The sequence below is a fragment of the Dolichospermum compactum NIES-806 genome (genome assembly GCF_002368115.1).
Taxonomy (GTDB): Bacteria; Cyanobacteriota; Cyanobacteriia; order Cyanobacteriales; family Nostocaceae; genus Dolichospermum; species Dolichospermum compactum.
Map to the genome: position 1 here is coordinate 283304 of NZ_AP018316.1, position 24350 is coordinate 307653.

Below are 24350 nucleotides of genomic sequence, written 5' to 3' on the forward strand. Positions count from 1 at the left end.
ATTTAAACTGCAATTTTCACTCTTGCGCTCCAGCTTGTCTTAACATATTACAAATACCACGATAATTATTAAATTCGGCAATCATTAAGGCTGTATAACCCCCTTGATTTTTTAAATTTACATCTGCCCCAGCTTGTAACAGCATTGCCACTGCTTGACTATAACCTTCTGCTACAGCTAACATTAAAGCAGTTGCGCCGGCGGAGTTTTGCAGATTCACATTTGCTCCTGTTTCTAATAGTAATTGGAATATTTCGGGATAGTTGGCAGCTATGGCTTTGACTAAAGCGGTTTTACCATCATCTGCTAATTTATTAATATCTGCTCCATGTTTAAGTAAGAGTTTCACTGTTTGAAAATGTCCTTGGGATACTGCTAAGGTGAGTGCAACTTCGCCAAAGTTTTTCTTTTCCATATCCGCTCCTGCGTCTAGTAAAACTGCTACTATGTCGCTATATCCCTGGAATGCGGCTATTAATAAGGGTGTATCTCCCAGATGGTTTCTAATTTGCACATCTGCGCCTCGTTGGATTAATATTTTGACTACATCTATATATTCTTCGACAACGGCAAGATGTAAGGCTGTTTCACCTTCTTTATCTTGATGATTAATTTCTGCACCAGCATCTAATAAAGCGGTGATAATAGCAGTGTTTCCCGTTGCTGTGGCTGCTAATAATGCTGTTCCATGATCAACGTTTTTGATGTTAACATCAGCACCAGATGATAACAATGCTTGGACTATTTCTAAATAGCCTAAATCTGCGGCAATTATTAATCCTGTATCACCTTCTAGATTTTGACTATTGACAATATGGTTATTTTGTGATATTTCTTTAACTACTGCTGGATGTTTATGTTTTACTGCTAGTTTTAACGCGGTATCATCATCTTTATCGGTAATGTTTATGTCAGCACCGGCGGCTAATAAAATTTGCACAACCTCAAGATGACCTTTCAGAGCTGCTATCATTAATGCGGTACTACCATCATCATTGGTAGCATTGACATTTGCCTCGTTAGAGACTAACAATTTGACAACATCTATTTGATTAGCACTAGCAGCCAGCATTAGTGCTGTTAAATTATAGGTTTTTCTGGTTAAGTTAATGTTAGCGCCAGCATCTAAGAGCGATCGCACAATTTCTGTATAACCCAAATTCGCCGCAAACATCAATGCTGTAGTCCCATTCATATCGCTAATATCCACATTAGCACCGTCCGACAGCAGCGTAAACACTCCCTGTATATCACCAGTTTTCACAGCCTTCAACAACGAAGTATCTTGATTTTCTATCATTTGGTTATATCCTGTTTTGGTAGATGTGACTGATTCCAACTCCAGATTACACTTTGGCAAGATTGAAAAATTGCTACGGAAGAAAAATAAATGTATGCTAAGTTTTATGAAGATTTAATAATCGGAAGTAAAAAATATGGCTTTTGAACTAACTCCAACAATCAGATTCTGGTTGAACTTCGCTCACCCAGTTACTATGTGGGTACTATTAGCACTTTCCTTGTATGCTGCATATTTAGGATTACAAGTACAGCGTACCAGAAATGCTCAGGGAGAAGAAAAGAAAGAACTAATTAAAGGGCGTTATACCATTAAACATCACCAAATTGGTTCTATTATGTTAGCTTTAATGGTAGCAGGTTCAATCGGTGGTATGGCTGTTACCTACATTAATAATGGTAAGTTGTTTGTCGGACCTCATCTATTAGCCGGATTAGGGATGACAGGTTTAATAGCTTTTTCCGCATCTCTATCTCCTTTCATGCAAAAAGGCGCAAATTGGGCGCGAATAACTCATATATTGTTAAATTTTGCTATTTTAGGGCTTTTTATCTGGCAAGCACTCTCTGGTGTCCAAATCATCCAAAGAATCCTCACTAAAGCATAGATTGTCAGTTGTTATATAACCAACCCTGGCGACTAGAAGTCGCGGCTATATAGACGAAACCCACCTGCGTTTGAAACCTTTTATTTCTCATTAGTCCACGTAGGTGGACTTTGTTTGTGTAGTAGCGACTTCTAGTCGCCATCAACTTTTAAAACATCCTCTACGGAATTTCATCAGGATTAACACCGATAGATTTCAAATAAGCCTCTAATTTTTCTTTTTGTTGGCGCTCCTCATCTGCCCTTCGTTGTTCCTCATCTGCTCTTCGTTGTTCCTCATCTGCTCTTTGTTGTTGCTCATCTGCCCTTCGCTGTTGTTGATCTGCTCGTTCATTGCCAGTCAACAACATCTCACCATCTTCAGTCCACCAACGTAACCAAGGTATTTCCGTATCTTGTTGAATCCCCAACTCCACTCCCATGGGTGGAATCGGATAATGCCCTCGTTCATTAGCTGGCATTTTCTCATACTTGCCATCTACAAGATGATAGACTTCAACCGATGATTTTTCTACCTCATAAATAGCATAAAAAGGAATGCGAATTGCTTGTTCATATACCCAAAATTTACCAGCTTTCTTTGGTTCTCCAGTTTGTTCATCAATATCATACAATGATGTCCTATCTCTTTCTTCTGAACCATCACCAGAGACAAATTCAATAGCAATTAATGGAGCAACAATTTCCTTCCACATTACATAAGAACGGCGATATACTCCTGCTAATAAAGGAGCAACATGGGGAACATAAAACCAATCTGGCGCTTCTGCTCCTCTGACTGGTGGTTCTGTAATTCGCCAATAAATACCGCTATCCTGTCCAATACAATATCGTCCGTCAGGGTGTAGTTTTTGTAAAATTGGTTCTATAGAAGTTGTGAGAATTATACTTTGTGGTAGTTCTTGAAAGTTTTTCACAAAAGTTCCATCTGAATCTGGCAATTGTGTATGGTCGGGGAGTGTGATTTGATCGTCTTCAGATGTAGTTGGTGGTGCAATGATTGGTTTTGTTAATACCATAGCAACTTCATCACCTTAATTTATTTTTTATAGTTTAACACAGTCCTAAGCGAAGGTATCGCCGACCATAAAGTTAGGAAGTATACTAAATACGGACAACATTACCTGAGACCGTTATTAAGTAATAGGACACAATAAATTACACAATTGATTTTTCTGTTCCCTGTTCCCTGTTCCCTATTTCTTCTGTTTCTTCTGTTTCTTTTGCGGAAAAGGAATATTCAGAGATTGATGAAAATCTTTTTGTACCTTGTGTGTGAGACGATGGGAAACTTGACGGACAATTTGATTCAGGATGCGATCGCCAGTAGACTGAATTAACGAATAGGGTAATCGCTGAATAAATCTGGGAAACTGCAACTCAACAACCAAATCCAACTCCCACTCCACCCGCGTAACCCCATCTAAATCACCTATCAATCGTGTTGATGATTTATAATCTACCTCATAACCAGGTGACTGATAATCAGGTACAGGAATAGTTCGGATTTGGAATTCATTATCTTCAGGTTTTAACAACTCCAAGCCAATCTTCGGTTCTACATCGTAACCAAAAGCACCAAATTTACCTACCGCCAAAGCATAACTATTTTCACCTATCCGGCTTACCTTCATCGGTTCTGCACAACGACCAAACCAGGAAGAGTGAGTACTAAAATACTTCTCTACCTGCTCCACAGGAGCATACATTTCCATAGCATCTTGATAATTACCATAAAATTTAGTTGCGCTTAGATGAGCCTCCTGTAATACAGTCTCATCTACTACTTCCCATGATTGATATTTACTATTGTTTGTAACCATAAATTTGTTTTTTCTATATCTGGAAAGTTGTCTATATTCATCATTCCCGCTTCAGGGAAGCTTTTTCGCATCAAAATCCAATTTTCACGAAAATTTCAACAAATTGTCATTAACTTTACACAAACAGCATGAACTAATTATGTAGGTCAGTCAACAACGAGAAAAATGGTAAATTTAGGTGTAAGCAATTCATAAAACCTCGCGGTAAGTGGGAACCGAGCGTGTCTAAAGACGCTGAAATGGATGGTTCGAGGCAGATCACCAGCCGCGACAGGAGGGGTTTTAACCGCTGTGGATGTTAAAATTGAACCCAGATTTTTGATTGGAATCTGGAAACCAACTCCCATTTCTGGGGTGATGTTAGCCTTGACCTGTTATAAGAGCTTGTTAGGCTGAAAACACTGTTCCTGTTACCTTAGAACTGTTTAACTTACAGCGACAGAGCGGGAAACTAGCTACGCATTTCGAGGTGTCGTGACTCAAATAACGGCTACCCTTAGACTACGCTTAGGGTGGTGTGGTCAGTACAGATTGCAATTTCTTCCAAGCTCAGTCCCTTTAGGGCTGGGTTACTGACAGTCATTCAATAATTGATATTGTAGCTAAATACCAAAATGCAGTCATCATAGCAATATTACCGAGCCGAGTAATCTTCCGAATTAAAAAAAAGTTAATTTTTGCTTATTAGTCCAAAGAAATAACTAAAAGGAGTTAAATTTCTGAAAAACTTTGAACTGAAAGGTGTAGAAAAACTCATCGCTCCCATAGCCTCACTTTTGGGCTTTGTTTACCTGTTTCAGTGGTATATTCTTGGGGATATACAATTATCCCCCGAACCTATATTTACCAGAAAACAGCCTCCCCTAGTCATGAAAGGTGGAGATCCTTATATTCGGGCATTAATGAGAACTATATCCGCCAGCGAAGCCAGTGGTAATCGTCCCTACTCTCTCTTGTATGGTGGTGAACAAGTTCACGATCTCACTCATCATCCTCAAAAATGTGTCACTATCATCACAGGACCGAATACAGGTAATTGTTCCACAGCCGCAGGTAGATATCAAATTATTAATACTACGTGGGATCAAATTGCCACCCGCTATCATCCAAAACCTACAAAAATGATGTTTTGGACTAATTATAGCTTTGAAGCAGAGTATCAAGATGTAGTAGTTTACCGTTGGTTAAATGATGCAAAAGTTTGGGGTGTAGATATCCCTAAACTATTGCAGCAACAAAAATTAAATGACGTTCTCCGAAAACTCTCCCCTACATGGACAAGTTTAGGGTACGGGATAGAAAATAATTCTGTTAGTAGTTCCTTACCCAAGATTTACCAGCAAGTCCTCAAAGAAGAATTAAAGCAAAATAACCAAACTAAAAATACAAAATAGAACAATTAGCTCAATCTACAATAACTTTGCTCTTCAATTTGGCTGATACAGGTATAAATACCTTTGTTTGAATAGGCTTTAGCACTTGCAACCCAGTTAAATTTTGCAAACAATCCAAGGCAGCTTCCCGAATCATGACTTCTTGTTCCTGACTCAGTAATAGTTGTAAACATTCCCCGATATCTTGTTGTATTGACGTATCAACTCGCTGACGGGTAATCAGTTTATTGAGTTGACGGATGGAAAGTAACCGTTTTAAAGAATCCTTTTCCGTTAAATTGTTTAACAATTGATCAAGATAATCTTCCTCTCGATTTCCTTGAACACTGAATATTTGCCACACCAGCAAAATTAAAGTTAATAGCGTTCCCATGCCTTGAACAATAGCACCAGCAGCCAACCAATGACTAGGAGCATCAACCCAAATTGCCGAAGCCATGTAAGTTATCACAGTCGCAATACCACCACTAGCGATCGCATAAGCTAACCTACTATTAGTGCTACTCATCAACTTACGTATTTCTAACCAGCGCAATTGCCAATTCCATTTTTGCACTGAGTAAGTAAATACCATCATCCCAATACCCACAACTAGAGCTAACAGCAATTGCCAACTCCAAAGCAGCATAGCCACAATAATTGTCAGTAATCCCAGCAAAACACCAGGTTCAGAGAGATGTTTAAACACTTGATGTTTGGGAATCTTGATCTGAATTTCTGAAACTTGATTAATCAATTGTCGCCAAGAAGACGAAGCCTGTGCCACAGTATTTACCTACTTGATTACAAAAATATAAATGGATAGTTTTTACTAATTTTAAGGATGAAACCAGGAGAATTTTATCCTTAAACAAAATACTATTTATTCTGTAATCGAATATCAACTACAGACGCATTAAAGTTATAGTTAAAACCTTCTAATTCAAAAGGCATTCCAATTTTCACTTTGTTATTACCAAGGACAGGCCCATCCTTAGTGACTCTAGCTTGTCCTTCTAAAGTCAAGAGAAAATCTGTACTAAAGTTAATTTTTCTAGGATCTGGTAATTCTTTCACAGAACCATCTGGTTGACCAATTGTCAGTGTTCTCTCTAACTGCTCAACCGATTTAATCCCAATTTGACCATAGGGTTGATTACGGATAATCACATTAGTTTTACCGCCTTTTGTGAATCCTTCTTTCATTAATTGTTGAGGATTACGAACATTGAGTCCACGTACCAGTAAGTCTACCTCAATAGGTACTGTTTTCGCACCCACTTGAGCCACAGAACCAGAAGTACCAGGGAAAATAAAGATACCGACTATCACTAGCAAAATTACTAATGCAGCCCCTAAATCTAATAGGTTGATTTTACCGAACAAGCGACCTTTAGAATCTAAAATAGCCATAATCAGGTTTGGTTAAGTTGCAGTTAAGTTTTCAGTGAAGTAATTGATTGTACCGTCAAGTTTTTTCAAGTGATCCACAATCTTGATCACTGAATCAGAATTGACAGAAACTAGACATTATGGTTATGCGACAGTTTATCATGATTGCAGGAGCTTCAGTGTCATAGTAGCAGCAAGTTATTTGAATTGGTTATTTGCACTATCTGGAGTTGAAAATGCAACTTAGTAAACTGAAAATTCGTCCTCTAATTTTAAGTTCTCACACCAATCTCATATAAATGGATTATGATTAACTCTCAAGGAATTTGGACAAATTATCGTTTGTGGCAGCGTCGTTGTTTGTATCCGTTCATTTCTGTAAGCGTTGCTCTAACTGTGTGCCTGAGTACACCATTATCAAGTAAAGCTATAGGTTTTAGCGATCTGATCCGTATAGTCCCACAAGTAACCCAAATATTTAACCTATCTAATATATCCGATCGCCAGGAAGTTGATTTTGGGCAGCAAATGAATCAAGAAATACAGCAAGAAGTCAGAATTTCTCGTAACTCACAACTAAACAGCTATGTTGAACAAATAGGTAGACGTTTAGCAGCTAATAGCACTCGCCCAAATATTCCTTATACTTTCCAAGTAGTCGAAGATCCTGCTATTAATGCTTTTGCAACCGCCGGTGGTTTTATTTATGTAAATACAGGTTTGTTAAAAACAGCAGATAATGAAGCCGAAGTCGCCAGTGTATTAGCTCATGAAATGGGACATATCGAAGGCAAACATTTAATTAAGCAAATGCGACAACGAGCTATAACCAGTGGTGTAGCTACCGTATCCGGTTTAGATAAAAGTAAAGCTGTAGGAATTGGTGTGCAACTCGCCCTTAATCTTCCCCGCAGTCGCCAAGACGAATTTGATGCTGATAAAAGAGGATTAGCAAACATAACCCGCACTGGTTATGCTCAGTCAGCAATGGTTTCTTTCATGAAAAAGCTACAAGGAAGTAGTTCCGTACCTACATTTTTAAGTACACATCCAGGAGCGAGCGATCGCGTCATCTCTCTGCAAAATCAGATTAATAATCAACCCAGCCGTCAAAATTATGGTTTAGATAATCCCTTGTATCAAAGCAAAATGAGAGCATTTTTGCCATAATTATTCTCGTTTTCTATGACGGCGGCTACCTGCGAACTCTTGTGGCTGAACAATTGTCATCACCTCTTCCCAAGCCACAGTCCGCACAGACCTACTAAACACATTAGCCTGATAAACCAATTTATTCGTAATATCCAGCCCCGTCAACCAACCACTACGGGGATGATAAGCACCAGTATCAATATCTAACCATCCCTGCCCTTGCGCCAAATTACCAGGAGCTACACCAGGTAAGGTAAAAGTTATAGTATGACCAACTATAATCAACTTATCTGCAAAATATGGTTGCTCTATCCGATGAAACTCATCCCTAATCCAGCATAGTTCTTCCGCAGTCTGTTCTTGGACACTCTTTTTTGGATCAACACCCGCATGAGTTAACCAAAAATCTCCCAAATCTAAATATGTGGGCAAACTCTCAAACCAATCTAGATGTTGTTTCGGAATTGTTGCCGATTGGTAACTAGCAATGGTAGCCTGTCCTCCACTATATAACCACGTTTGCATATTTGTGGACGCACCATTCTTACCAGTCATTATATTCAATAACATCTGCTCATGATTACCTAGCAAACAATGGTAATCATTTTCTTTAACAAACTCAACAACATCGGCACTTTTTGGACCACGATCAATTAAATCTCCCAAAAAATATACTTGATCCTCTGATGTAGGGGCTATTTTCTCCAACAGCAACATCAAACATTCATAGTGTCCATGCACATCACCAATAACAACCCTGCGCTGACTAATTTCGCTCATTTGCTTCTAGCTTACATGAATTAGCTGAATATCTCGACTAAACTTTGATTGATCTAATTTTCGTTTAAAAGGTCAAGAAAACTTGACTAAGTTATGATTTCTTTAATCATTATGATGACATTTGGTTAACTTGCCAAGTTCCTATATAAATAATTACTAACACCCAAGACTCTTATTATACATTAATTTTCATGTTTAAGTAGGCTTGTCCTCGGTAACAAAATATAACAAGCATCAGTTTTTAATCTTCATCTTGCAATAACCACAAACCACTATAAGTCATTCCCGAATCATCTGGTTGCACTAATAAGAAATGCAATCCCTGACTTAGTTGTTTTCTATCTTGGTACAATTTACCCGCAGCAGTAACCTCCTCATCGCTAAAAGTCGCCAACACCCACCTATCTACTAAACCAGATTCTAATACTAACCCATCGGGCGCACCAGCGATGTAGTTTAATGAAACAGGCTGACTTTCCTTTAACCATTGCGCCAACCGCATAGATTGTCTCCCACCGTAAATCACCACACCAGGTATAGGTAATATTGAAGCTAAACCCAGATTAATCGGTTTGAGAAATTCTGGTATTTGCAAAAAAGGAATTGGCCGTTCTATAAACTCATCCACAATATCACCCGATGGAATCGTCGCAAACCGCCATTCCTCCCCCCATAGATTTTCCGGTAATGGTAATGGAGGTAGTTTATCTACAATTACAGGATATTGTTTCGCTGCTAACCACTGTTTTAGAGCCAAAGTTCTCCGAGTAGCTTCAACCCGAATCCCTAAATTATTTGCCGCAATTGTCATTAAACTTAAAGACTGAGGACGAAATACTTGAATTAAATCTGGTAACTTGTCCTCACCCGCTAATTGTAATTGTTGGACAAGCCAAGTAGAATTAGCCTGGGATTGGAGACAACTTGCTGTAAACGCAAAACTGCGAGTTTCATCACAAACTAACAACTCCCATAACACCTGCCCTTCAACATTTTTTAGCGGACTACGATAAAAATCAGCCTGCCAAATCAGACTCATTCCCGACTCCATAAAAATTAAACAACTCAAAAGTGAATATAGCAAATTTAGTTTTTGACTAAACTTCTGGCAAATTCTATCGCTGCTTCTACTGTAGAAATTTTCCCCTCAGCTTGAGCAACACCAACCTCCATTAATAACTCACCTACAAATGGTGAAGCTGGAATGTTTAACGCCCTCATCATGTCCTTACCATTGAGTAAAGGAATAGGGTGTGCAACCACATCGTTTTTGTCAAGATAGCGCTTAATTAAAGGTTCATAACTAACTAACATACTTTCTTCAAACATCCCCTTCGCCACAATATCATTTGCTAAAGCTAATACCAACACAGCCGGAAATAAAATTCCCATTTCCCGAAACAGAAAATACTGTTTTCGCAAAGGCATATTTATCGCCTTTATTTCCGCAAACAGTCTTAATCCCGTTGTCACCGCTCTAATTTCTGCTCGACTATAGGTAAGTTCCTGTAATTCAACTTCGGCAATTTCCGGGCTTAAGTCCACAAGACAAGCTAGTTTAGCAGTAGCTAACCAAGAAGTTTTCACAGTTTCTCGCACATAATTTGCTAATTCTTCTCCTAACTCCTGCCAACCTTGGCTAATTAAAGCGGCAGCTTGATCAACAGCAGCTAACTTAATAAAACTTTCATCAGTTGCGTTCTTAAAAAAACTAGTCAAAACACCATCTTTCCAAGCAGTATTTAGCCAAAATGTCCCGTGATAACTTGCTAACAAATAACCAATTTCTACCCGTATCCGTTCCGTTGCTACCTGAACAATGCTTGTTACTAAACTGCGAATTGTCTCTTGAGTAGCTGGTTCAATAGTAAAACCAAGTTGGGCAGCTTGACGATAAGCCCGCATTAACCGCAAAGGATCATTTTGTAGATTTATAAGTGATATCATCCGTAAAAGTCCAGATTCTATATCCTTATAGCCTTGCAAAGGATCAATAATTTCTTGAGTATGGGGATTATAGGCGATCGCATTAATAGTAAAATCCCTTCTATGCAAATCCGTAATTAAACTTTCCCCCTCCTGTTGAGCAAAATCAGCCGTAGCCTCAGGAAACACCACACGGGCAATTTTTCTTTGGGCATCAAGTAACACAAAACCAGCTTGATAACGTTGAGCAATCTTTCGCGCTACCTTCACCGCATCCACTGGGATAATAAAATCTAAATCCACATATTCCCGAACCCTACCCAAAATCGCATCACGCACCGCACCACCCACCATATAAACAGGTTGTGGCAAATATTCCAGACTAAAAGGCCAATTTTTGGCAGCTAAACGAGCAGCAACTAATTCATCCATTGTCATAAAAATCAACCTAGTAACTAATGCCGATTATTTTGCATTAAGCTACATTAACTATAAAGCTTCCCAAAGTTGGATCTATTATGTGTATTTGCGTGAATTGCCGCTATGTAGACCGCTGCGTCACCTACAACGCCGTAGAAACCCAGCACCAACAGCCACACCTGACAGAAACACCAGATTTTGACCCCAACGAACCCTCCATCAACGTCAATATTCGCACACAAGGCGAAATAATTGAAATGGAATGGGACGTTGTTGGTTGTCTCAGCTTCAAACAAGAAACAGGTAAATGGTCTAAATTGCGTCCAGGTGAATTAGTCCCCACCTAATTAGGCTAGATTTTGGGATGTTGCTGAGTATTCACAGCCAAAATCAGCAACACCAATTCTCACAAACTCCATTAACTTCCAATTATTCTCTTTCTTTCTTTCTTTCTTTCTTTCTTTCTTCGTGTCCTTCGCTTCTTCGTGGTTCATTCACATTTGGTATTTTCTAGCAGAAAAAGAGTAAAAGCCCAAAATTAAGGTTGTTTCACCTTTAACATCTGAATTATGCTGTATTATTTATCAGAAAAATATATTTGCATTTACCTTGACAACCATAATTAAACATCTTCCACCAGATAAATACGCTCTAGCATTGCACACCACCACACCAGAACTCGGTTTAGCAATTAGCAACTTTGCAGACTATCCCCAATCTCAAGTTTGGAACTTAGGGCGTGACCTATCCAGTCACATTCATCAATATCTAGTTGAAGTAATTAAACCACGAACCTGGGCAGACCTAGAACTTATCGCCGTAGCCCAAGGACCTGGTGGTTTCACAGGAACTCGCATCGGAGTTGTCACTGCGCGCACACTAGCACAACAGCTAAACATTCCAGCATTTACAGTTTCCACCCTAGCCGCAGTAGCTTGGCAAGCCCATAAATCCCAAAAAAACTGCCAACATCCAATAATTGCCGTAGAAATGCCAGCACAACGGGGACAAATTTTTGGTGCTATTTATCAACCCAACCCTGATAATTCGGGCATTACAGCCCTATTATCAGATACATTATTCACCCCGTCTGCATGGCAAGAAATCCTAACTAATTGGCATACCAATCGGTTAATATCAGCCACATCTCACTTAGCAGCCACCGTCAACAGCATTTTGGAATTAGCCTATTTAGATTGGCAGCAAGGAAAAAATCCCCATTGGTCAGAAGCTCTACCTTATTATGGGCAACACCCAGTAGATATTTGAAGTTATCGAAATCCGTTTAACCCTTGCCATATAAAGCCCTTAACTGGAAATAGCCTCTGGTTTTACCCACCGCTAAAAAATATTTATCAAACCCCTTGACAGAAAGAGAAAGGATTGTTATATTAGATGAGTGCCGAAAAGAGAAACAACTTCCGGCAACTGAACCGAGAAAAAATAATACTTTGAAAGAATAGATTAAACCAATCCTCGTCGTAAAGATAATTGAAAGAGGATTCGAGATTTTAACTAATTTCGGAGCCAACAAACTCGAAAGAAACAAAATGGAGAGTTTGATCCTGGCTCAGGATGAACGCTGGCGGTATGCTTAACACATGCAAGTCGAACGGTCTTTTCGGAGATAGTGGCGGACGGGTGAGTAACGCGTAAGAATCTACCTTCAGGTCGGGGACAACCACTGGAAACGGTGGCTAATACCGGATGTGCCGAGAGGTGAAAGGCTTGCTGCCTGAAGAAGAGCTTGCGTCTGATTAGCTAGTTGGTGGGGTAAGAGCCTACCAAGGCGACGATCAGTAGCTGGTCTGAGAGGATGATCAGCCACACTGGGACTGAGACACGGCCCAGACTCCTACGGGAGGCAGCAGTGGGGAATTTTCCGCAATGGGCGAAAGCCTGACGGAGCAATACCGCGTGAGGGAGGAAGGCTCTTGGGTTGTAAACCTCTTTTCTCAGGGAAGAACAGAATGACGGTACCTGAGGAATAAGCATCGGCTAACTCCGTGCCAGCAGCCGCGGTAATACGGAGGATGCAAGCGTTATCCGGAATGATTGGGCGTAAAGGGTCCGCAGGTGGCATAGTAAGTCTGCTGTTAAAGAGTCACGCTCAACGTGATAAGAGCAGTGGAAACTACAAAGCTAGAGTATGGTCGGGGCAGAGGGAATTCCTGGTGTAGCGGTGAAATGCGTAGATATCAGGAAGAACACCGGTGGCGAAGGCGCTCTGCTAGGCCAAAACTGACACTGAGGGACGAAAGCTAGGGGAGCGAATGGGATTAGATACCCCAGTAGTCCTAGCCGTAAACGATGGATACTAGGCGTAGCTCGTATCGACCCGAGCTGTGCCGTAGCTGACGCGTTAAGTATCCCGCCTGGGGAGTACGCAGGCAACTGTGAAACTCAAAGGAATTGACGGGGGCCCGCACAAGCGGTGGAGTATGTGGTTTAATTCGATGCAACGCGAAGAACCTTACCAAGGCTTGACATGTCACGAATCCTGTAGAAATATAGGAGTGCCTTAGGGAGCGTGAACACAGGTGGTGCATGGCTGTCGTCAGCTCGTGTCGTGAGATGTTGGGTTAAGTCCCGCAACGAGCGCAACCCTCGTTTTTAGTTGCCAGCATTAAGTTGGGCACTCTAGAGAGACTGCCGGTGACAAACCGGAGGAAGGTGGGGATGACGTCAAGTCAGCATGCCCCTTACGTCTTGGGCTACACACGTACTACAATGCTACGGACAAAGGGCAGCTACACAGCGATGTGATGCGAATCTCAGAAACCGTAGCTCAGTTCAGATCGAAGGCTGCAACTCGCCTTCGTGAAGGAGGAATCGCTAGTAATTGCAGGTCAGCATACTGCAGTGAATTCGTTCCCGGGCCTTGTACACACCGCCCGTCACACCATGGAAGTTGGTCACGCCCGAAGTCGTTACCCCAACCTTTTGGAGGGGGATGCCTAAGGTAGGACTGATGACTGGGGTGAAGTCGTAACAAGGTAGCCGTACCGGAAGGTGTGGCTGGATCACCTCCTTTTAGGGAGACCTAATCCATTTAGATTGTCGAGAGCAATGTCAATTGCTAATAGAAACTAAATTGGTCTAACCTAGGTCGGTCGAGATTGGTAGATATCTTTCAAAGTATTATTCGGCTTAGTTCAAAAATTGAATTTTGGATCATCACTGAATCAAAGTCAGCACCTAACCATAACAGTTAGACTGCTGGGTGAAATTCCAGCCAGAACCTTGAAAACTGCATAAGAGAAAGAGAAATAGCAGGCAGACACAGACATTGAATGGATGTGAAAGCAAACAAGAAAAAATTGTGGTCAAGCTAATAAGGGCTAATGGTGGATACCTAGGCACACAGAGGCGAAGAAGGACGTGGTTACCGACGAAATGTTCCGGGGAGTTGGAAGCAAACTATGAGCCGGAAATATCCGAATGGGGCAACCCTATGTACTACCTGTTGAATATATAGACAGGAAAGAGCCAACCCAGCGAACTGAAACATCTTAGTAGCTGGAGGAAGAGAAATCAAACTAGAGATTCCCTAAGTAGTGGTGAGCGAAAGGGGAAGAGCCTAAACCAAGGGATTTATCCTTTGGGGTCGTGGGACAGCAATATCGAATCACTGAGGTTAGACGAAACAGCTAAATACTGTACCAGAGGAAGTGAAAGTCTTGTAGTCAAAAACCAAAGGATAGTAGCTGAATCCCGAGTAGCATGGAGCACGAGGAATTCCATGTGAATCAGCGAGGACCACCTCGTAAGGCTAAATACTACTGTGTGACCGATAGTGAACAAGTACCGCGAGGGAAAGGTGAAAAGAACCCCGGAAGGGGAGTGAAATAGAACATGAAACCATAAGCTTACAAGCAGTGGGAGTCCGATTTAACGGATGACCGCGTGCCTGTTGAAGAATGAGCCGGCGACTTATAGGCACTGGTAGGTTAAAGCGAAAATGCTGGAGCCAAAGGGAAACCGAGTCTGAAGAGGGCGAAAATCAGTGTTTATAGACCCGAACCCTGGTGATCTAACCATGTCCAGGATGAAGCTTGGGTAACACCAAGTGGAGGTCCGAACCGACCGATGTTGAAAAATCGGCGGATGAGGTGTGGTTAGGGGTGAAATACCAATCGAACCAGGAGCTAGCTGGTTCTCCCCGAAATGTGTTGAGGCGCAGCGGTTGTGATTAAATCTGGGGGGTAAAGCACTGTTTCGGTGCGGGCTGGGAGACCGGTACCAAATCGAGACAAACTCAGAATACCCAGAGAACACACAGCCAGTGAGACAGTGGGGGATAAGCTTCATTGTCAAGAGGGAAACAGCCCAGACCACCAGCTAAGGTCCCCAAATCATCACTAAGTGATAAAGGAGGTGAGATTGCCTAGACAACTAGGAGGTTTGCCTAGAAGCAGCCACCCTTGAAAGAGTGCGTAATAGCTCACTAGTCAAGCGATCTTGCGCCGAAAATGAACGGGGCTAAGTGATGTACCGAAGCTGTGGGATTACTAAAAATAATCGGTAGGGGAGCGTTCCGTCGTAGGTAGAAGCAGTAGCGGCGAGCAGCTGTGGACGAAACGGAAGTGAGAATGTCGGCTTGAGTAGCGCAAATGTATGTGAGAATCATACACCCCGAAACCCTAAGGGTTCCAGAGCCAGGTTCGTCCACTCTGGGTTAGTCGGGACCTAAGGCGAGGCCGAAAGGCGTAGTCGATGGACAAAGTGTCAATAGTCACTTACTGTTCTGTGGGAGCATAGATAGGGACGCATGAAAGATAGCCATACCCTGATTGGTTTGGGAGGAGTTTACGAACTCCGAGTGGTGAAGGATAGTGCCAAGAAAAGCTATATATGTGATGAAGATAGAACACCCGTACCCGAAACCGACACAGGTAGGGAGGTTGAGAATACCAAGGGGCGCGAGATAACTCTCTCTAAGGAACTCGGCAAAATGGCCCCGTAACTTCGGAAGAAGGGGTGCCCACTGTATAAGTGGGTCGCAGTGAAGAGATCCAAGCGACTGTTTACCAAAAACACAGGTCTCCGCCAACTCGAAAGAGGACGTATGGGGGCTGACGCCTGCCCAGTGCCGGAAGGTTAAGGAAGCTGGTCAGCGAAAGTGAAGCTGGCGACCGAAGCCCCGGTGAACGGCGGCCGTAACTATAACGGTCCTAAGGTAGCGAAATTCCTTGTCGGGTAAGTTCCGACCCGCACGAAAGGCGTAACGATTTGGATGGTGTCTCAGAGAGAGACTCGGCGAAATAGGAATGTCTGTGAAGATACGGACTGCCTGCACCTGGACAGAAAGACCCTATGAAGCTTTACTGTAGCCTGGAATTGTGTTCGGGCTTCGCTTGCGCAGGATAGGTGGGAAGCGGTGAGTTATTCCTTTTGGGGAATAAGGAGCTAACGGTGAGATACCACTCTGGCGAAGCTAGAATTCTAACCCATCTCCGTCAGCCGGAGAGGGAACAGTTTCAGGTGGGCAGTTTGACTGGGGCGGTCGCCTCCTAAAAGGTAACGGAGGCGCGCAAAGGTTCCCTCAGCACGCTTGGAAACCGTGCGAAGAGTGTAAAGGCAGAAGGGAGCTTGACTGCAAGACCGACAAGTCGAGCAGGTACGAAAGTAGGCCTTAGTGATCCGACGGCGCAGAGTGGAATGGCCGTCGCTCAACGGATAAAAGTTACTCTAGGGATAACAGGCTGATCTCCCCCAAGAGTCCACATCGACGGGGAGGTTTGGCACCTCGATGTCGGCTCATCGCAACCTGGGGCGGAAGTACGTCCCAAGGGTTGGGCTGTTCGCCCATTAAAGCGGTACGTGAGCTGGGTTCAGAACGTCGTGAGACAGTTCGGTCCATATCCGGTGCAGGCGCAAGAGTATTGAGAGGAGTCCTCCTTAGTACGAGAGGACCGGGAGGAACGCACCGCTGGTGTACCAGTTATTGTACCAACAGTAAACGCTGGGTAGCCAAGTGCGGAGAGGATAACCGCTGAAAGCATCTAAGTGGGAAGCCCACCTCAAGATGAGTACTCTCACTACGTTTTGTAGGTAAGGTCACGGGCAGAACACCCGTTAATAGGCTCTAAGTGGAAGTGCAGTAATGTATGAAGCTGAGGGGTACTAATAGACCGAGGGCTTGACCTCTATTCAATCAAGTTATTGTGATTTCTCTTTCTCAAATGCAGTCTTCAGGGTTGCTGTAATTACGAATTCCAAATTCCAAATTACGAATTCCAAACTACGAATTCCAAATTACGAATTCCAAATTACGAATTACGAATTACGAATTACGAATTAGCAACTACAGTCTTTCCTGGTGTCTATGGCGCGGTGGAACCACACTGATCCCTTCCCGAACTCAGAGGTGAAACGCTGCTGCGGCGACGATAGTTTGGGGGTAGCCCCACGTGAAAATAGCTCGATGCCAGGTCTATTTTTTTAATACAACAATGCCTCCTCTATTAGTTTAGAGGGGGCTTTGTTTAGTTTTCATAAAATAAAAGACATTCTAGCCTACCTTCCGCACCCTAAACTGTCACACAACGAAAATTGGTCGTTTGGAGATTTGGTTTTAGCGAACTGCTTGCAGCAGCGCTTCGCTATCGCCTACCAATATTTCTTGGTTTTGGTACAAAATACAACATTAAATGGGGATAAAAATCAGAAAAAACCGATTGTGACACCGGGGGGTGCGGAATGTGGGTTCTAGCTCTTATTGAGTCAGAAATGCCAAATATTATTTTGGAGTTTTTACCACGGTATAGTCCAGATTATAATTTAATTGAATTAGTTTGGCATTCTGCAAAAGAATATATATGACCTATCTTTTTTTATCCTACATTATGTATCTCTGGCTACATGAGTTTTTGTCCTTCTTCTCTCCCTATCAGGTATTAAACCTATCTTTAAAATAAATTATGTGGAAAAATAGAGGCTTTTCATTGTTTTTGGACAAGTCTATTCTCAATAGATGTAACCCAAACTACTATAAATTTCATAATTCCTAAATTCACAATTTCTCCCAGTTTTATGTCTAATCAAATTAATCTCCAAGTCAATGGAGAAACTCGTAATTGTTTATCCCCAATTACTTTACCCAAATTACTGCAACAGTTAGGTTTTAATCCGCGTTTAGTTGCAGTAGAATACAATGGTGAAATATTACATAATCAATTTTGGACTGAAACTCAAATCAAAAATGGCGATCGCTTGGAAGTAGTCACCATCGTTGGTGGTGGTTAATTTAACAAGCAAGAGGAACAAGATTCAGGACTATATAACCAACGATGATAGGTCTTCCGTTTCGCTAATTCCTTACCTTGACGGCCGAGTTTTTCCCGAAGCTGTGAATCTTGACACAACCGATTAAAAGTTTGCAAAACCTCATATCCAGAATCGGGATTTACTAACAGGCCATTTTCTTCATGATGAACTGCATCTAAAACACTACCTAAACGAGAAGCAATTACAGGTTTACCAAAATAACCAGCTTCTAAATAAACCATACCAAAATTATCTATAGTTTGATCTTCATAATTATTTGAATTTAACATAGCGAAAATCTCACAAGCTGCATAATAACCAGCTAAATCCCGTTCTGGTACATACCCAGCAAAATGTACCCGTTGATCAATTCGTAACCTTTCCGCTTGAGATTTTAGCTGAATTTCACAAGATCCTTCACCGCAAATAATGCAATGAACATCCACACCAAAATTTAGCAATACGGGAATATTATCTATTACCCGATTAAGGTTTTTATATTTAACTAAATCACCCACAGAAAGAATAACTATCGCTGTTTCAGGAATATTATAAATCTGACGGATACGATTACGTAAATCATCAATATGACTCAAACTAGTGGGATTGCCAAATCTTTCTGGCCTCACTACCGGATTAATGATATGAGTGGGTGTATCTAACCGAAAAGTATTTCTTAAAGAATTGCGAATATAAGAACTATTACAAACAATTCCATCGGCACGGTTGAGAGTTACTTTTAATAGCCATCGCCATAACGGATTACTAGCCACACTTATTAGATCATTACCATGTAAATAGATAAAAAAGCGAATTGGTAAAATATAACTGAGTAGCAATAACGCTGGAAAATCATAACCGTGGCACCATTCAATGTAGCGGTAATGATAGCGAAAATATAATTTAATAGCTAATAAAAAAGCAGCAATAATATTAAAGCCAGATTGGATTATATTTCCCAGCCAGTGATTACACCAAACCGGCAAATTAAACCAACGATAAACAGGAAATTGTTGGGATTTATCAAATTTCTTATCTCCAGCACAACCACCAGCTAAGACAATTACCCGATCTGGATCTTGTAAACAGCGATTATAGACATATTCACCAATTATACCCTCATCTGGGCGAAATATTCGGGAAATAACGAGGATATCTGGGTAAGCTGTTTTATCTCTAACTTGTGACCCTAGTTGTGATATATTTTCCATAATTAAGCTTGATAAATTAACTGGAATTAGGGCATTATCTTAAATTCAATAAAAAACTATTACTTCTATTCGGTTGTAGCACTACTAAATTCTTGCTGAATTTTGCCGGATATAGAAATAAAGTTTTTAGATGTTGCTAATTCAAAAAAAATGCAATACCTTTATTAAATTTGTGAGCATTCAGATTAGCCAAAATAATAATGGATTTTAGAGTTATATGAGATTATTTTCATCAAATATTTATCCTCTATATTCCCAAATTACCAAGTATTATGGCTCCTGAATTATTATTAATATTATCAAACACCTGACTGACAAAACTACAAATTATTAACCTATTTTACCGCTGATCATTGTTTGATTTGCCCAGGTTGATTAATGCTGGATAATTTATCTGCATAATTAAAGATAGTCATGATTTATCACTAATACTGCCAAGAGATTACTCAGAAACTGCTTGGGAAATTGTTAAATCTAACTATTTCCTTTAGAATACCCTAAATACTGGCTATTTTAGTGCCAAAACGCCAGAAAATATTAGTGCTTTTGTAATCTGAGTCATAGCATTTACTTCCAAATAATGATTTAATGACGCTCATTATTTCCACGTTTGTTGATTACATAATCATTCTCGTTTATTAGAGTATCAATTATTGCATTTAGCTAACTTTAAACTTGAATACCTTTAAATGGTAATCATGGATATATTTGGCACAATCAAGCCTATGTTCAAGGCTCATTTTTTAATCTAACTCAACAATTGATCAATAGTAAGTGTAAAATTTATAATTCTCACTGCGCTTACATCACTTATAAAAAGTAAAACCCCCTAAAATATAAGTGCTGAATATTTCATCTCTATCCGGAAAAAATTAGTTAGTAGCAAAAATAGTAATATAAAAAACTGACAAGACCTGAGTTGGGTGTTCGGTGTTATGATTTTTTTAAGGATAGAATAAGGGTTTGAGACTCGTACTTGGGGCGAGTTTTCCGCAAATTATCTTATGTCTAACTCAGGTATTATTACCTCCAACTCTAGTTTACTTTAATAGGGTGTGTTAGCGATCGCGTAAAGCACCAAAAGCCTCTAGAATACCTTATAATTATCAATACCTTGTCCATTTTTTGTAGGTCGGGTTAAGCGACAGCGCAACCCGACGCATTTGTTGGGTTATGGCTATGGCTCCTACGTCGCCACGCAAGCTATCGCCACACTTCGTAAACGTACCTCAACCCAACCTACAAATCAAGACTTTTTTCGATTTGGACAAGGTATTGATTATGCAGGTGGTTTTTTAATCTTAATACTAATTTGCTGCGTCATAAATGTCTGAAATGGAAGATTAAACGTTAGCTTTCCTAACCCGTGTTTAATTCCCATTTCCCAAACACTAGCTATACTCAAAAAAATCTGATTATTCTCATCGTTAATCAATTCTAAAACTTGATTACTAAGTCGAGAGTTATCTGTTACATACCAAATAAATGTATGTGTATCTATCAAAAACATCATCACATATATTCCTGAAAATCTTCTAAAGGTGCATCAAAATCATCAGCCATTGTTACCATTTCTTTAGCACTACCAGGTTGACGACGGTGTTTAACTGGTAATACAGGAATTAATTTCACCACAGGTTGATTATCTTTCATGATGATAATTTCATCACCACCAAGTGCTACTTCAATTAAATCAGATACGTGTTGAGATGCTTCATTAACGGTAATTTGTTGCATAATTACCACCTTTAGCTTTGTGTGTGCGACTCAACGGATAATTCTATTCTCTATCAAAACCTAAAAAAGAGAGATAGAAAACTCTACCTCTCTTTTTAATTGATCAAATTACTATTAGCTAATTAGCTCTTAGTATCTGCTGGGTTTGTGAACAAGGAAGCTCATAACTTGACACTGCTTAATGTTGTCAAAACCAACAACACGGACGTAGCAGTTACCATACTGAGAACGGCAACTTTGAACTTCACTCAATACTTCTTGAGCAGTTTTAGCGCCGAACAAAGGCAACTTCCACATTGTCCAATAAAGTTCTGTAGGTTCAGAAGTTTCGTTGAATTCAATTGCAGGAATAAAACCTTGTGAAATAATGTACTGAACTTGCTTGGCAATTTGCGCGTCAGACAGAGGGGGAAGATAAGAAAGGGTTTCGTAACGACGCTCTTTAGGTAAAGTTTGCATAGTTTTTGATAAGTGGGGGAGATTTTTTATGACTTGGTTGACTGACTAATTAGATAAATTATCTAAATTAGCATCAGATATTGTCTGTCTTTCAATTTCGAGGCTGGGACTTGATAAACTTAGTTGCGTAATGCGTTCGAGATGCTGGCGACGCTGTTCCATATTGGCTTGCTGAATCCCAGTTATCACCATTTCTGGTAAAAACTCCGTCACTTCTGCCGCTATGTGTTCCCTGACAGTCATAATTCGCAAAGCCAAATCTGACTTGACTAGAAACAGTTCCTCTATATAAGCTTCTCCGTCTTGGATTTTGCCAGCGGAGAAGTTTTGCAACCAATGTGCTAGAGGAGGATTTGTTTCGCCTAGCTGTGCCAATACAGTCCTCAGAGCCTGATAAGTCAGGTAGCTTTGGAGAGTTTTGGCTGTGTCTTTCGCAATTTGCTTTAAATCCATGCTTGACCCAGCCCTTTAGATTATTAGATTTTGGATTGTTTATGAATCCAAAATCCCAAATCCTCAATTATCAGACGGTATCCATTGCTTCAAACTCGAACTTAATTTCTTTCCACAGTTCGCAAGCAACAGCCAACTCAGGAGACCACTTAGCAGCTTCGCGGATAATATCGTTACCTTCACGAGCCAAGTTACGACCTTCGTTACGAGCTTGAACAACTGCTTCTAGAGCTACGCGGTTAGCTGTAGCACCAGGAGCGTTACCCCAAGGATGTCCGAGAGTACCACCACCGAATTGTAGTACGGAGTCGTCACCAAAGATTTCTACCAACGCGGGCATATGCCATACGTGGATACCACCGGAAGCAACGGCCATTACACCGGGTAAAGAAGCCCAGTCTTGGGTAAAGTAAATACCACGAGACTTGTCTTGTTCGATGTAGTTTTCACGCAATAGGTCAACGAAGCCCATTGTGATTCCCCGTTCACCTTCTAATTTACCAACTACTGTACCGGTGTGGATGTGATCACCACCAGACAAGCGGAGGGCTTTAGCTAATACACGGAAGTGGATACCGTGATTCTTTTGACGGTCAATTACAGCGTGCATCGCCCGGTGAATGTGCAACAGAATACCGTTGTCACGACACCAGCGAGCCAGGGTGGTGTTAGCGGTGAAACCTGCGGTGAGGTAATCGTGCATGATGATGGGCTGTTTGAGTTCTTTAGCGTACTCAGCCCGTTGAATCATTTGCTCGCAGGTAGGAGCGGTAACGTTTAAGTAGTGACCCTTGATTTCGCCAGTTTCTGCTTGTGCTTTGTTAATAGCTTCGGATACAAACAAGAAGCGATCGCGCCATCTTTGGAATGGTGCAGAGTTGATGTTTTCGTCGTCTTTGGTGAAGTCTAAACCACCACGTAAACATTCGTATACTGCACGTCCGTAGTTCTTAGCGGAAAGACCTAATTTGGGTTTGATTGTACAACCCAACAGAGGACGACCATATTTGTTCAATTTGTCGCGCTCTACTTGGATACCGTGAGGAGGTCCTTGGAAAGTCTTGATGTAAGCTACAGGGAAACGAATGTCTTCCAAACGTAATGCCCGTAAAGCTTTAAAACCAAATACGTTACCTACGATAGAGGTTAGTACGTTGGTGATAGAACCCTCTTCAAACAAGTCCAAAGGATAAGCAACATAACAAATATATTGGTTATCTTCGCCGGGAACTGGTTCGATGTCGTAACAACGACCTTTGTAGCGATCTAGGTCGGTCAGCAAGTCTGTCCAAACTGTTGTCCAAGTACCAGTGGAAGACTCAGCAGCTACTGCCGCACCAGCTTCTTCAGGAGGAACTCCGGGTTGGGGAGTCATCCGGAAAGCTGCCAATAAATCTGTATCTTTAGGAGTGTAATCAGGTGTGTAATAAGTTAGTCTGTAATCTTTAACCCCAGCTTGGTACCCAGACTTAGCCTGAGTCTTAGTTTGCGCGTAAGACATATTTTTCTTCCAAGAAGTCTTTCTTTTTACTATCAAATCACGTTATGTGCCACTTCTTCTCATTCCTACTCTTAATTCATTCTTAATGAAATTATAAGTTTTGCTTATGGTTAGGGGCGATCAATTTCTATGGTGGCAGTATTACTGCTGCACAAATTAGGTTGCAGTCACAATCACCGCAACAAGTTGTTTACCATGTTTCAGACGTACTGTTTGACGCTGTTATTTTTCGTCCCAGAAATACAAAATCTTTTCATCTTGAGTTTGCATACCCGACTAAATTGGCTTTACAAGCCGTCTGGGGAATTTTGCCTGAAAGCCGCATTCCAAATATAAAGCTGGTTTGCTGCAATTCTCTTTTTTTTCCTGATGTCTTTACCTAAAGCGGGTAAGGAGCGATCATGAGGCATTTTTCCTGAAGACAAGTTTAGTTAGGGGATGAGCAAGAAAAGAAGAAACTGCACATCACGGAATTTGTAGCTTACCCCACAATATATCAATAATTCAATAAGTTATTTTGCAAATTTTGTTAATTGATATATTTAAATTTGTTATTACATAAAGATTTAACATTTTGTTAAGATTTATTTGCAAATGTGTATATCTAAACTCTAGAGAGCTAATGATGTCAGGGCTTCGTTGTCAATTAATGTAATTTTTAATACTAACTTGAAATGTTTGCTACGGCTTAAAATCTATAGGACTCTCGCTTATCTGTTGGTTATTACACTTAAGCTATACTGCAAACAGTTCATAGTTTAACCAAATATGAAACCCCTCTCCAAACCTTTCCAGTATTAAATGTTATTCCTTTTCCCTCTCCTAAGAGGAGAGGGTTAGGGAGAGGTGCAGGGAGAGGCTTTGAACCTTGTTCTTTGTATGATAAAAAAGTCCAGCTTCTAGCCGTTTTGAGTATAAAGGATGAAAATATTATCAGAACAACGGAGG

Annotated in this window: 22 protein-coding genes, 3 rRNA genes and 1 pseudogene; 11 read left to right on the forward strand and 15 right to left on the reverse strand. The window is 40.9% G+C overall.

Going from position 1 to position 24350, the window contains the following annotated elements; all coding sequences use genetic code 11:
• Positions 1–16: 16 nt before the first annotated feature.
• The gene (locus CA730_RS01210; RefSeq protein WP_096662956.1) at positions 17–1300 is read right to left on the reverse strand and encodes an ankyrin repeat domain-containing protein; all 1284 of its coding nucleotides are present in this window, start codon (positions 1298–1300) and stop codon (positions 17–19) included.
• 136 nt (positions 1301–1436) lie between these two features.
• Here CA730_RS01210 and CA730_RS01215 point away from each other — a divergent pair, with 136 nt between their 5' ends.
• The gene (locus CA730_RS01215; RefSeq protein WP_096662959.1) at positions 1437–1907 is read left to right on the forward strand and encodes a DUF4079 domain-containing protein; all 471 of its coding nucleotides are present in this window, start codon (positions 1437–1439) and stop codon (positions 1905–1907) included.
• A gap of 160 nt (positions 1908–2067) precedes the next feature.
• On the opposite strand, the gene CA730_RS01220 is transcribed toward CA730_RS01215, so the two are convergent.
• Positions 2068–2925 (reverse strand): Uma2 family endonuclease, encoded by an 858-nt coding sequence (locus CA730_RS01220; protein WP_096662962.1) that lies wholly within the window; start codon positions 2923–2925, stop codon positions 2068–2070.
• 177 nt (positions 2926–3102) lie between these two features.
• Positions 3103–3729 carry a DUF1997 domain-containing protein gene (locus CA730_RS01225; RefSeq protein ID WP_096662965.1) on the reverse strand — a complete coding sequence of 209 codons (627 nt, stop codon included), beginning with the start codon at positions 3727–3729 and terminating at the stop codon, positions 3103–3105.
• A 719-nt stretch (positions 3730–4448) separates the two neighbouring features.
• Between CA730_RS01225 and CA730_RS01230 the strand changes: the two genes are divergently transcribed.
• Positions 4449–5123 (forward strand): glycoside hydrolase family 24 protein, encoded by a 675-nt coding sequence (locus CA730_RS01230; protein WP_096662968.1) that lies wholly within the window; start codon positions 4449–4451, stop codon positions 5121–5123.
• Between the two features lie 10 nt (positions 5124–5133).
• On the opposite strand, the gene CA730_RS01235 is transcribed toward CA730_RS01230, so the two are convergent.
• Both CA730_RS01235 and CA730_RS01240 read right to left on the reverse strand, forming a co-directional pair.
• Positions 5134–5889: an armadillo-type fold-containing protein gene (locus CA730_RS01235; protein ID WP_096662970.1), complete on the reverse strand. Its 756-nt coding sequence runs from the start codon at positions 5887–5889 to the stop codon at positions 5134–5136.
• Positions 5890–5981: 92 nt separating this feature from the next.
• Complete coding sequence (locus CA730_RS01240; RefSeq protein WP_096662974.1) at positions 5982–6515, reverse strand: DUF4330 domain-containing protein; 534 nt, start codon at positions 6513–6515, stop codon at positions 5982–5984.
• A 285-nt stretch (positions 6516–6800) separates the two neighbouring features.
• Here CA730_RS01240 and CA730_RS01245 point away from each other — a divergent pair, with 285 nt between their 5' ends.
• Positions 6801–7664 carry a M48 family metallopeptidase gene (locus CA730_RS01245; RefSeq protein WP_096662977.1) on the forward strand — a complete coding sequence of 288 codons (864 nt, stop codon included), beginning with the start codon at positions 6801–6803 and terminating at the stop codon, positions 7662–7664.
• On the opposite strand, the gene CA730_RS01250 is transcribed toward CA730_RS01245, so the two are convergent.
• The 3 genes from CA730_RS01250 to CA730_RS01260 form a co-directional block, all read right to left on the reverse strand.
• Positions 7665–8426 carry a metallophosphoesterase family protein gene (locus tag CA730_RS01250; RefSeq protein ID WP_096662980.1) on the reverse strand — a complete coding sequence of 254 codons (762 nt, stop codon included), beginning with the start codon at positions 8424–8426 and terminating at the stop codon, positions 7665–7667.
• A 241-nt stretch (positions 8427–8667) separates the two neighbouring features.
• Positions 8668–9465, reverse strand: coding sequence for a Tab2/Atab2 family RNA-binding protein (locus CA730_RS01255; protein ID WP_096662983.1), 798 nt, complete (start codon positions 9463–9465; stop codon positions 8668–8670).
• 47 nt (positions 9466–9512) lie between these two features.
• Positions 9513–10784: a CCA tRNA nucleotidyltransferase gene (locus CA730_RS01260; protein WP_172891245.1), complete on the reverse strand. Its 1272-nt coding sequence runs from the start codon at positions 10782–10784 to the stop codon at positions 9513–9515.
• Positions 10785–10870: 86 nt separating this feature from the next.
• On the opposite strand from CA730_RS01260, the gene CA730_RS01265 reads away from it, so the two are divergent.
• Positions 10871–11119 carry a Ycf34 family protein gene (locus CA730_RS01265; RefSeq protein ID WP_096662989.1) on the forward strand — a complete coding sequence of 83 codons (249 nt, stop codon included), beginning with the start codon at positions 10871–10873 and terminating at the stop codon, positions 11117–11119.
• Here CA730_RS01265 and CA730_RS24005 read toward each other — a convergent pair whose 3' ends face one another.
• A complete protein-coding gene (locus tag CA730_RS24005) occupies positions 11120–11266 on the reverse strand; it encodes a hypothetical protein (RefSeq protein WP_157749892.1) in 147 nt (48 codons plus the stop codon). It abuts the gene before it with no gap.
• Positions 11267–11381: 115 nt separating this feature from the next.
• On the opposite strand from CA730_RS24005, the gene tsaB reads away from it, so the two are divergent.
• The 7 genes and pseudogenes from tsaB to thiS all read left to right on the forward strand — a co-directional run bounded on the left by tsaB (position 11382) and on the right by thiS (position 18020).
• On the forward strand, positions 11382–12041 hold the full coding sequence (gene tsaB, locus CA730_RS01270; RefSeq protein ID WP_096662992.1) for a tRNA (adenosine(37)-N6)-threonylcarbamoyltransferase complex dimerization subunit type 1 TsaB: 660 nt from the start codon (positions 11382–11384) through the stop codon (positions 12039–12041).
• A 278-nt stretch (positions 12042–12319) separates the two neighbouring features.
• A 16S ribosomal RNA gene (locus CA730_RS01275) occupies positions 12320–13806 on the forward strand.
• A 290-nt stretch (positions 13807–14096) separates the two neighbouring features.
• Positions 14097–16922: ribosomal RNA gene (locus CA730_RS01280) — 23S ribosomal RNA — on the forward strand.
• 168 nt (positions 16923–17090) lie between these two features.
• Positions 17091–17208: ribosomal RNA gene (gene rrf, locus CA730_RS01285) — 5S ribosomal RNA — on the forward strand.
• The 16S, 23S and 5S rRNA genes sit together here, the layout of an rRNA operon.
• Before the next feature lie 153 nt (positions 17209–17361).
• On the forward strand, positions 17362–17487 hold the full coding sequence (locus CA730_RS25910) for a hypothetical protein (protein ID WP_269076490.1): 126 nt from the start codon (positions 17362–17364) through the stop codon (positions 17485–17487).
• 8 nt (positions 17488–17495) lie between these two features.
• A pseudogene (locus CA730_RS01290) lies at positions 17496–17594 on the forward strand (transposase); the annotation flags it as partial.
• A gap of 213 nt (positions 17595–17807) precedes the next feature.
• Complete coding sequence (gene thiS / locus CA730_RS01295) at positions 17808–18020, forward strand: sulfur carrier protein ThiS (RefSeq protein WP_096662995.1); 213 nt, start codon at positions 17808–17810, stop codon at positions 18018–18020.
• On the opposite strand, the gene CA730_RS01300 is transcribed toward thiS, so the two are convergent.
• From CA730_RS01300 to CA730_RS01325, 6 genes are all read right to left on the reverse strand, one after another.
• The gene (locus tag CA730_RS01300; RefSeq protein WP_096662998.1) at positions 18017–19252 is read right to left on the reverse strand and encodes a glycosyltransferase family 4 protein; all 1236 of its coding nucleotides are present in this window, start codon (positions 19250–19252) and stop codon (positions 18017–18019) included. The genes thiS and CA730_RS01300 overlap by 4 nt on opposite strands.
• Before the next feature lie 1279 nt (positions 19253–20531).
• Entirely contained in the window at positions 20532–20765 is a 234-nt protein-coding gene (locus tag CA730_RS01305; RefSeq protein WP_231939944.1) for a type II toxin-antitoxin system VapC family toxin, read from the reverse strand.
• Positions 20765–20989, reverse strand: coding sequence for a type II toxin-antitoxin system Phd/YefM family antitoxin (locus CA730_RS01310; protein WP_096663001.1), 225 nt, complete (start codon positions 20987–20989; stop codon positions 20765–20767). Before CA730_RS01310 ends, CA730_RS01305 begins: the two co-directional genes overlap by 1 nt.
• Before the next feature lie 129 nt (positions 20990–21118).
• Entirely contained in the window at positions 21119–21448 is a 330-nt protein-coding gene (locus CA730_RS01315) for a ribulose bisphosphate carboxylase small subunit (RefSeq protein ID WP_039200136.1), read from the reverse strand.
• Between the two features lie 45 nt (positions 21449–21493).
• Positions 21494–21901, reverse strand: a complete 408-nt coding sequence (rcbX, locus tag CA730_RS01320) for a RuBisCO chaperone RbcX (RefSeq protein WP_096663004.1) — start codon at positions 21899–21901, stop codon at positions 21494–21496.
• Positions 21902–21971: 70 nt separating this feature from the next.
• Entirely contained in the window at positions 21972–23402 is a 1431-nt protein-coding gene (locus CA730_RS01325) for a form I ribulose bisphosphate carboxylase large subunit (protein WP_096663007.1), read from the reverse strand.
• Between the last annotated feature and the right edge of the window lie 948 nt (positions 23403–24350).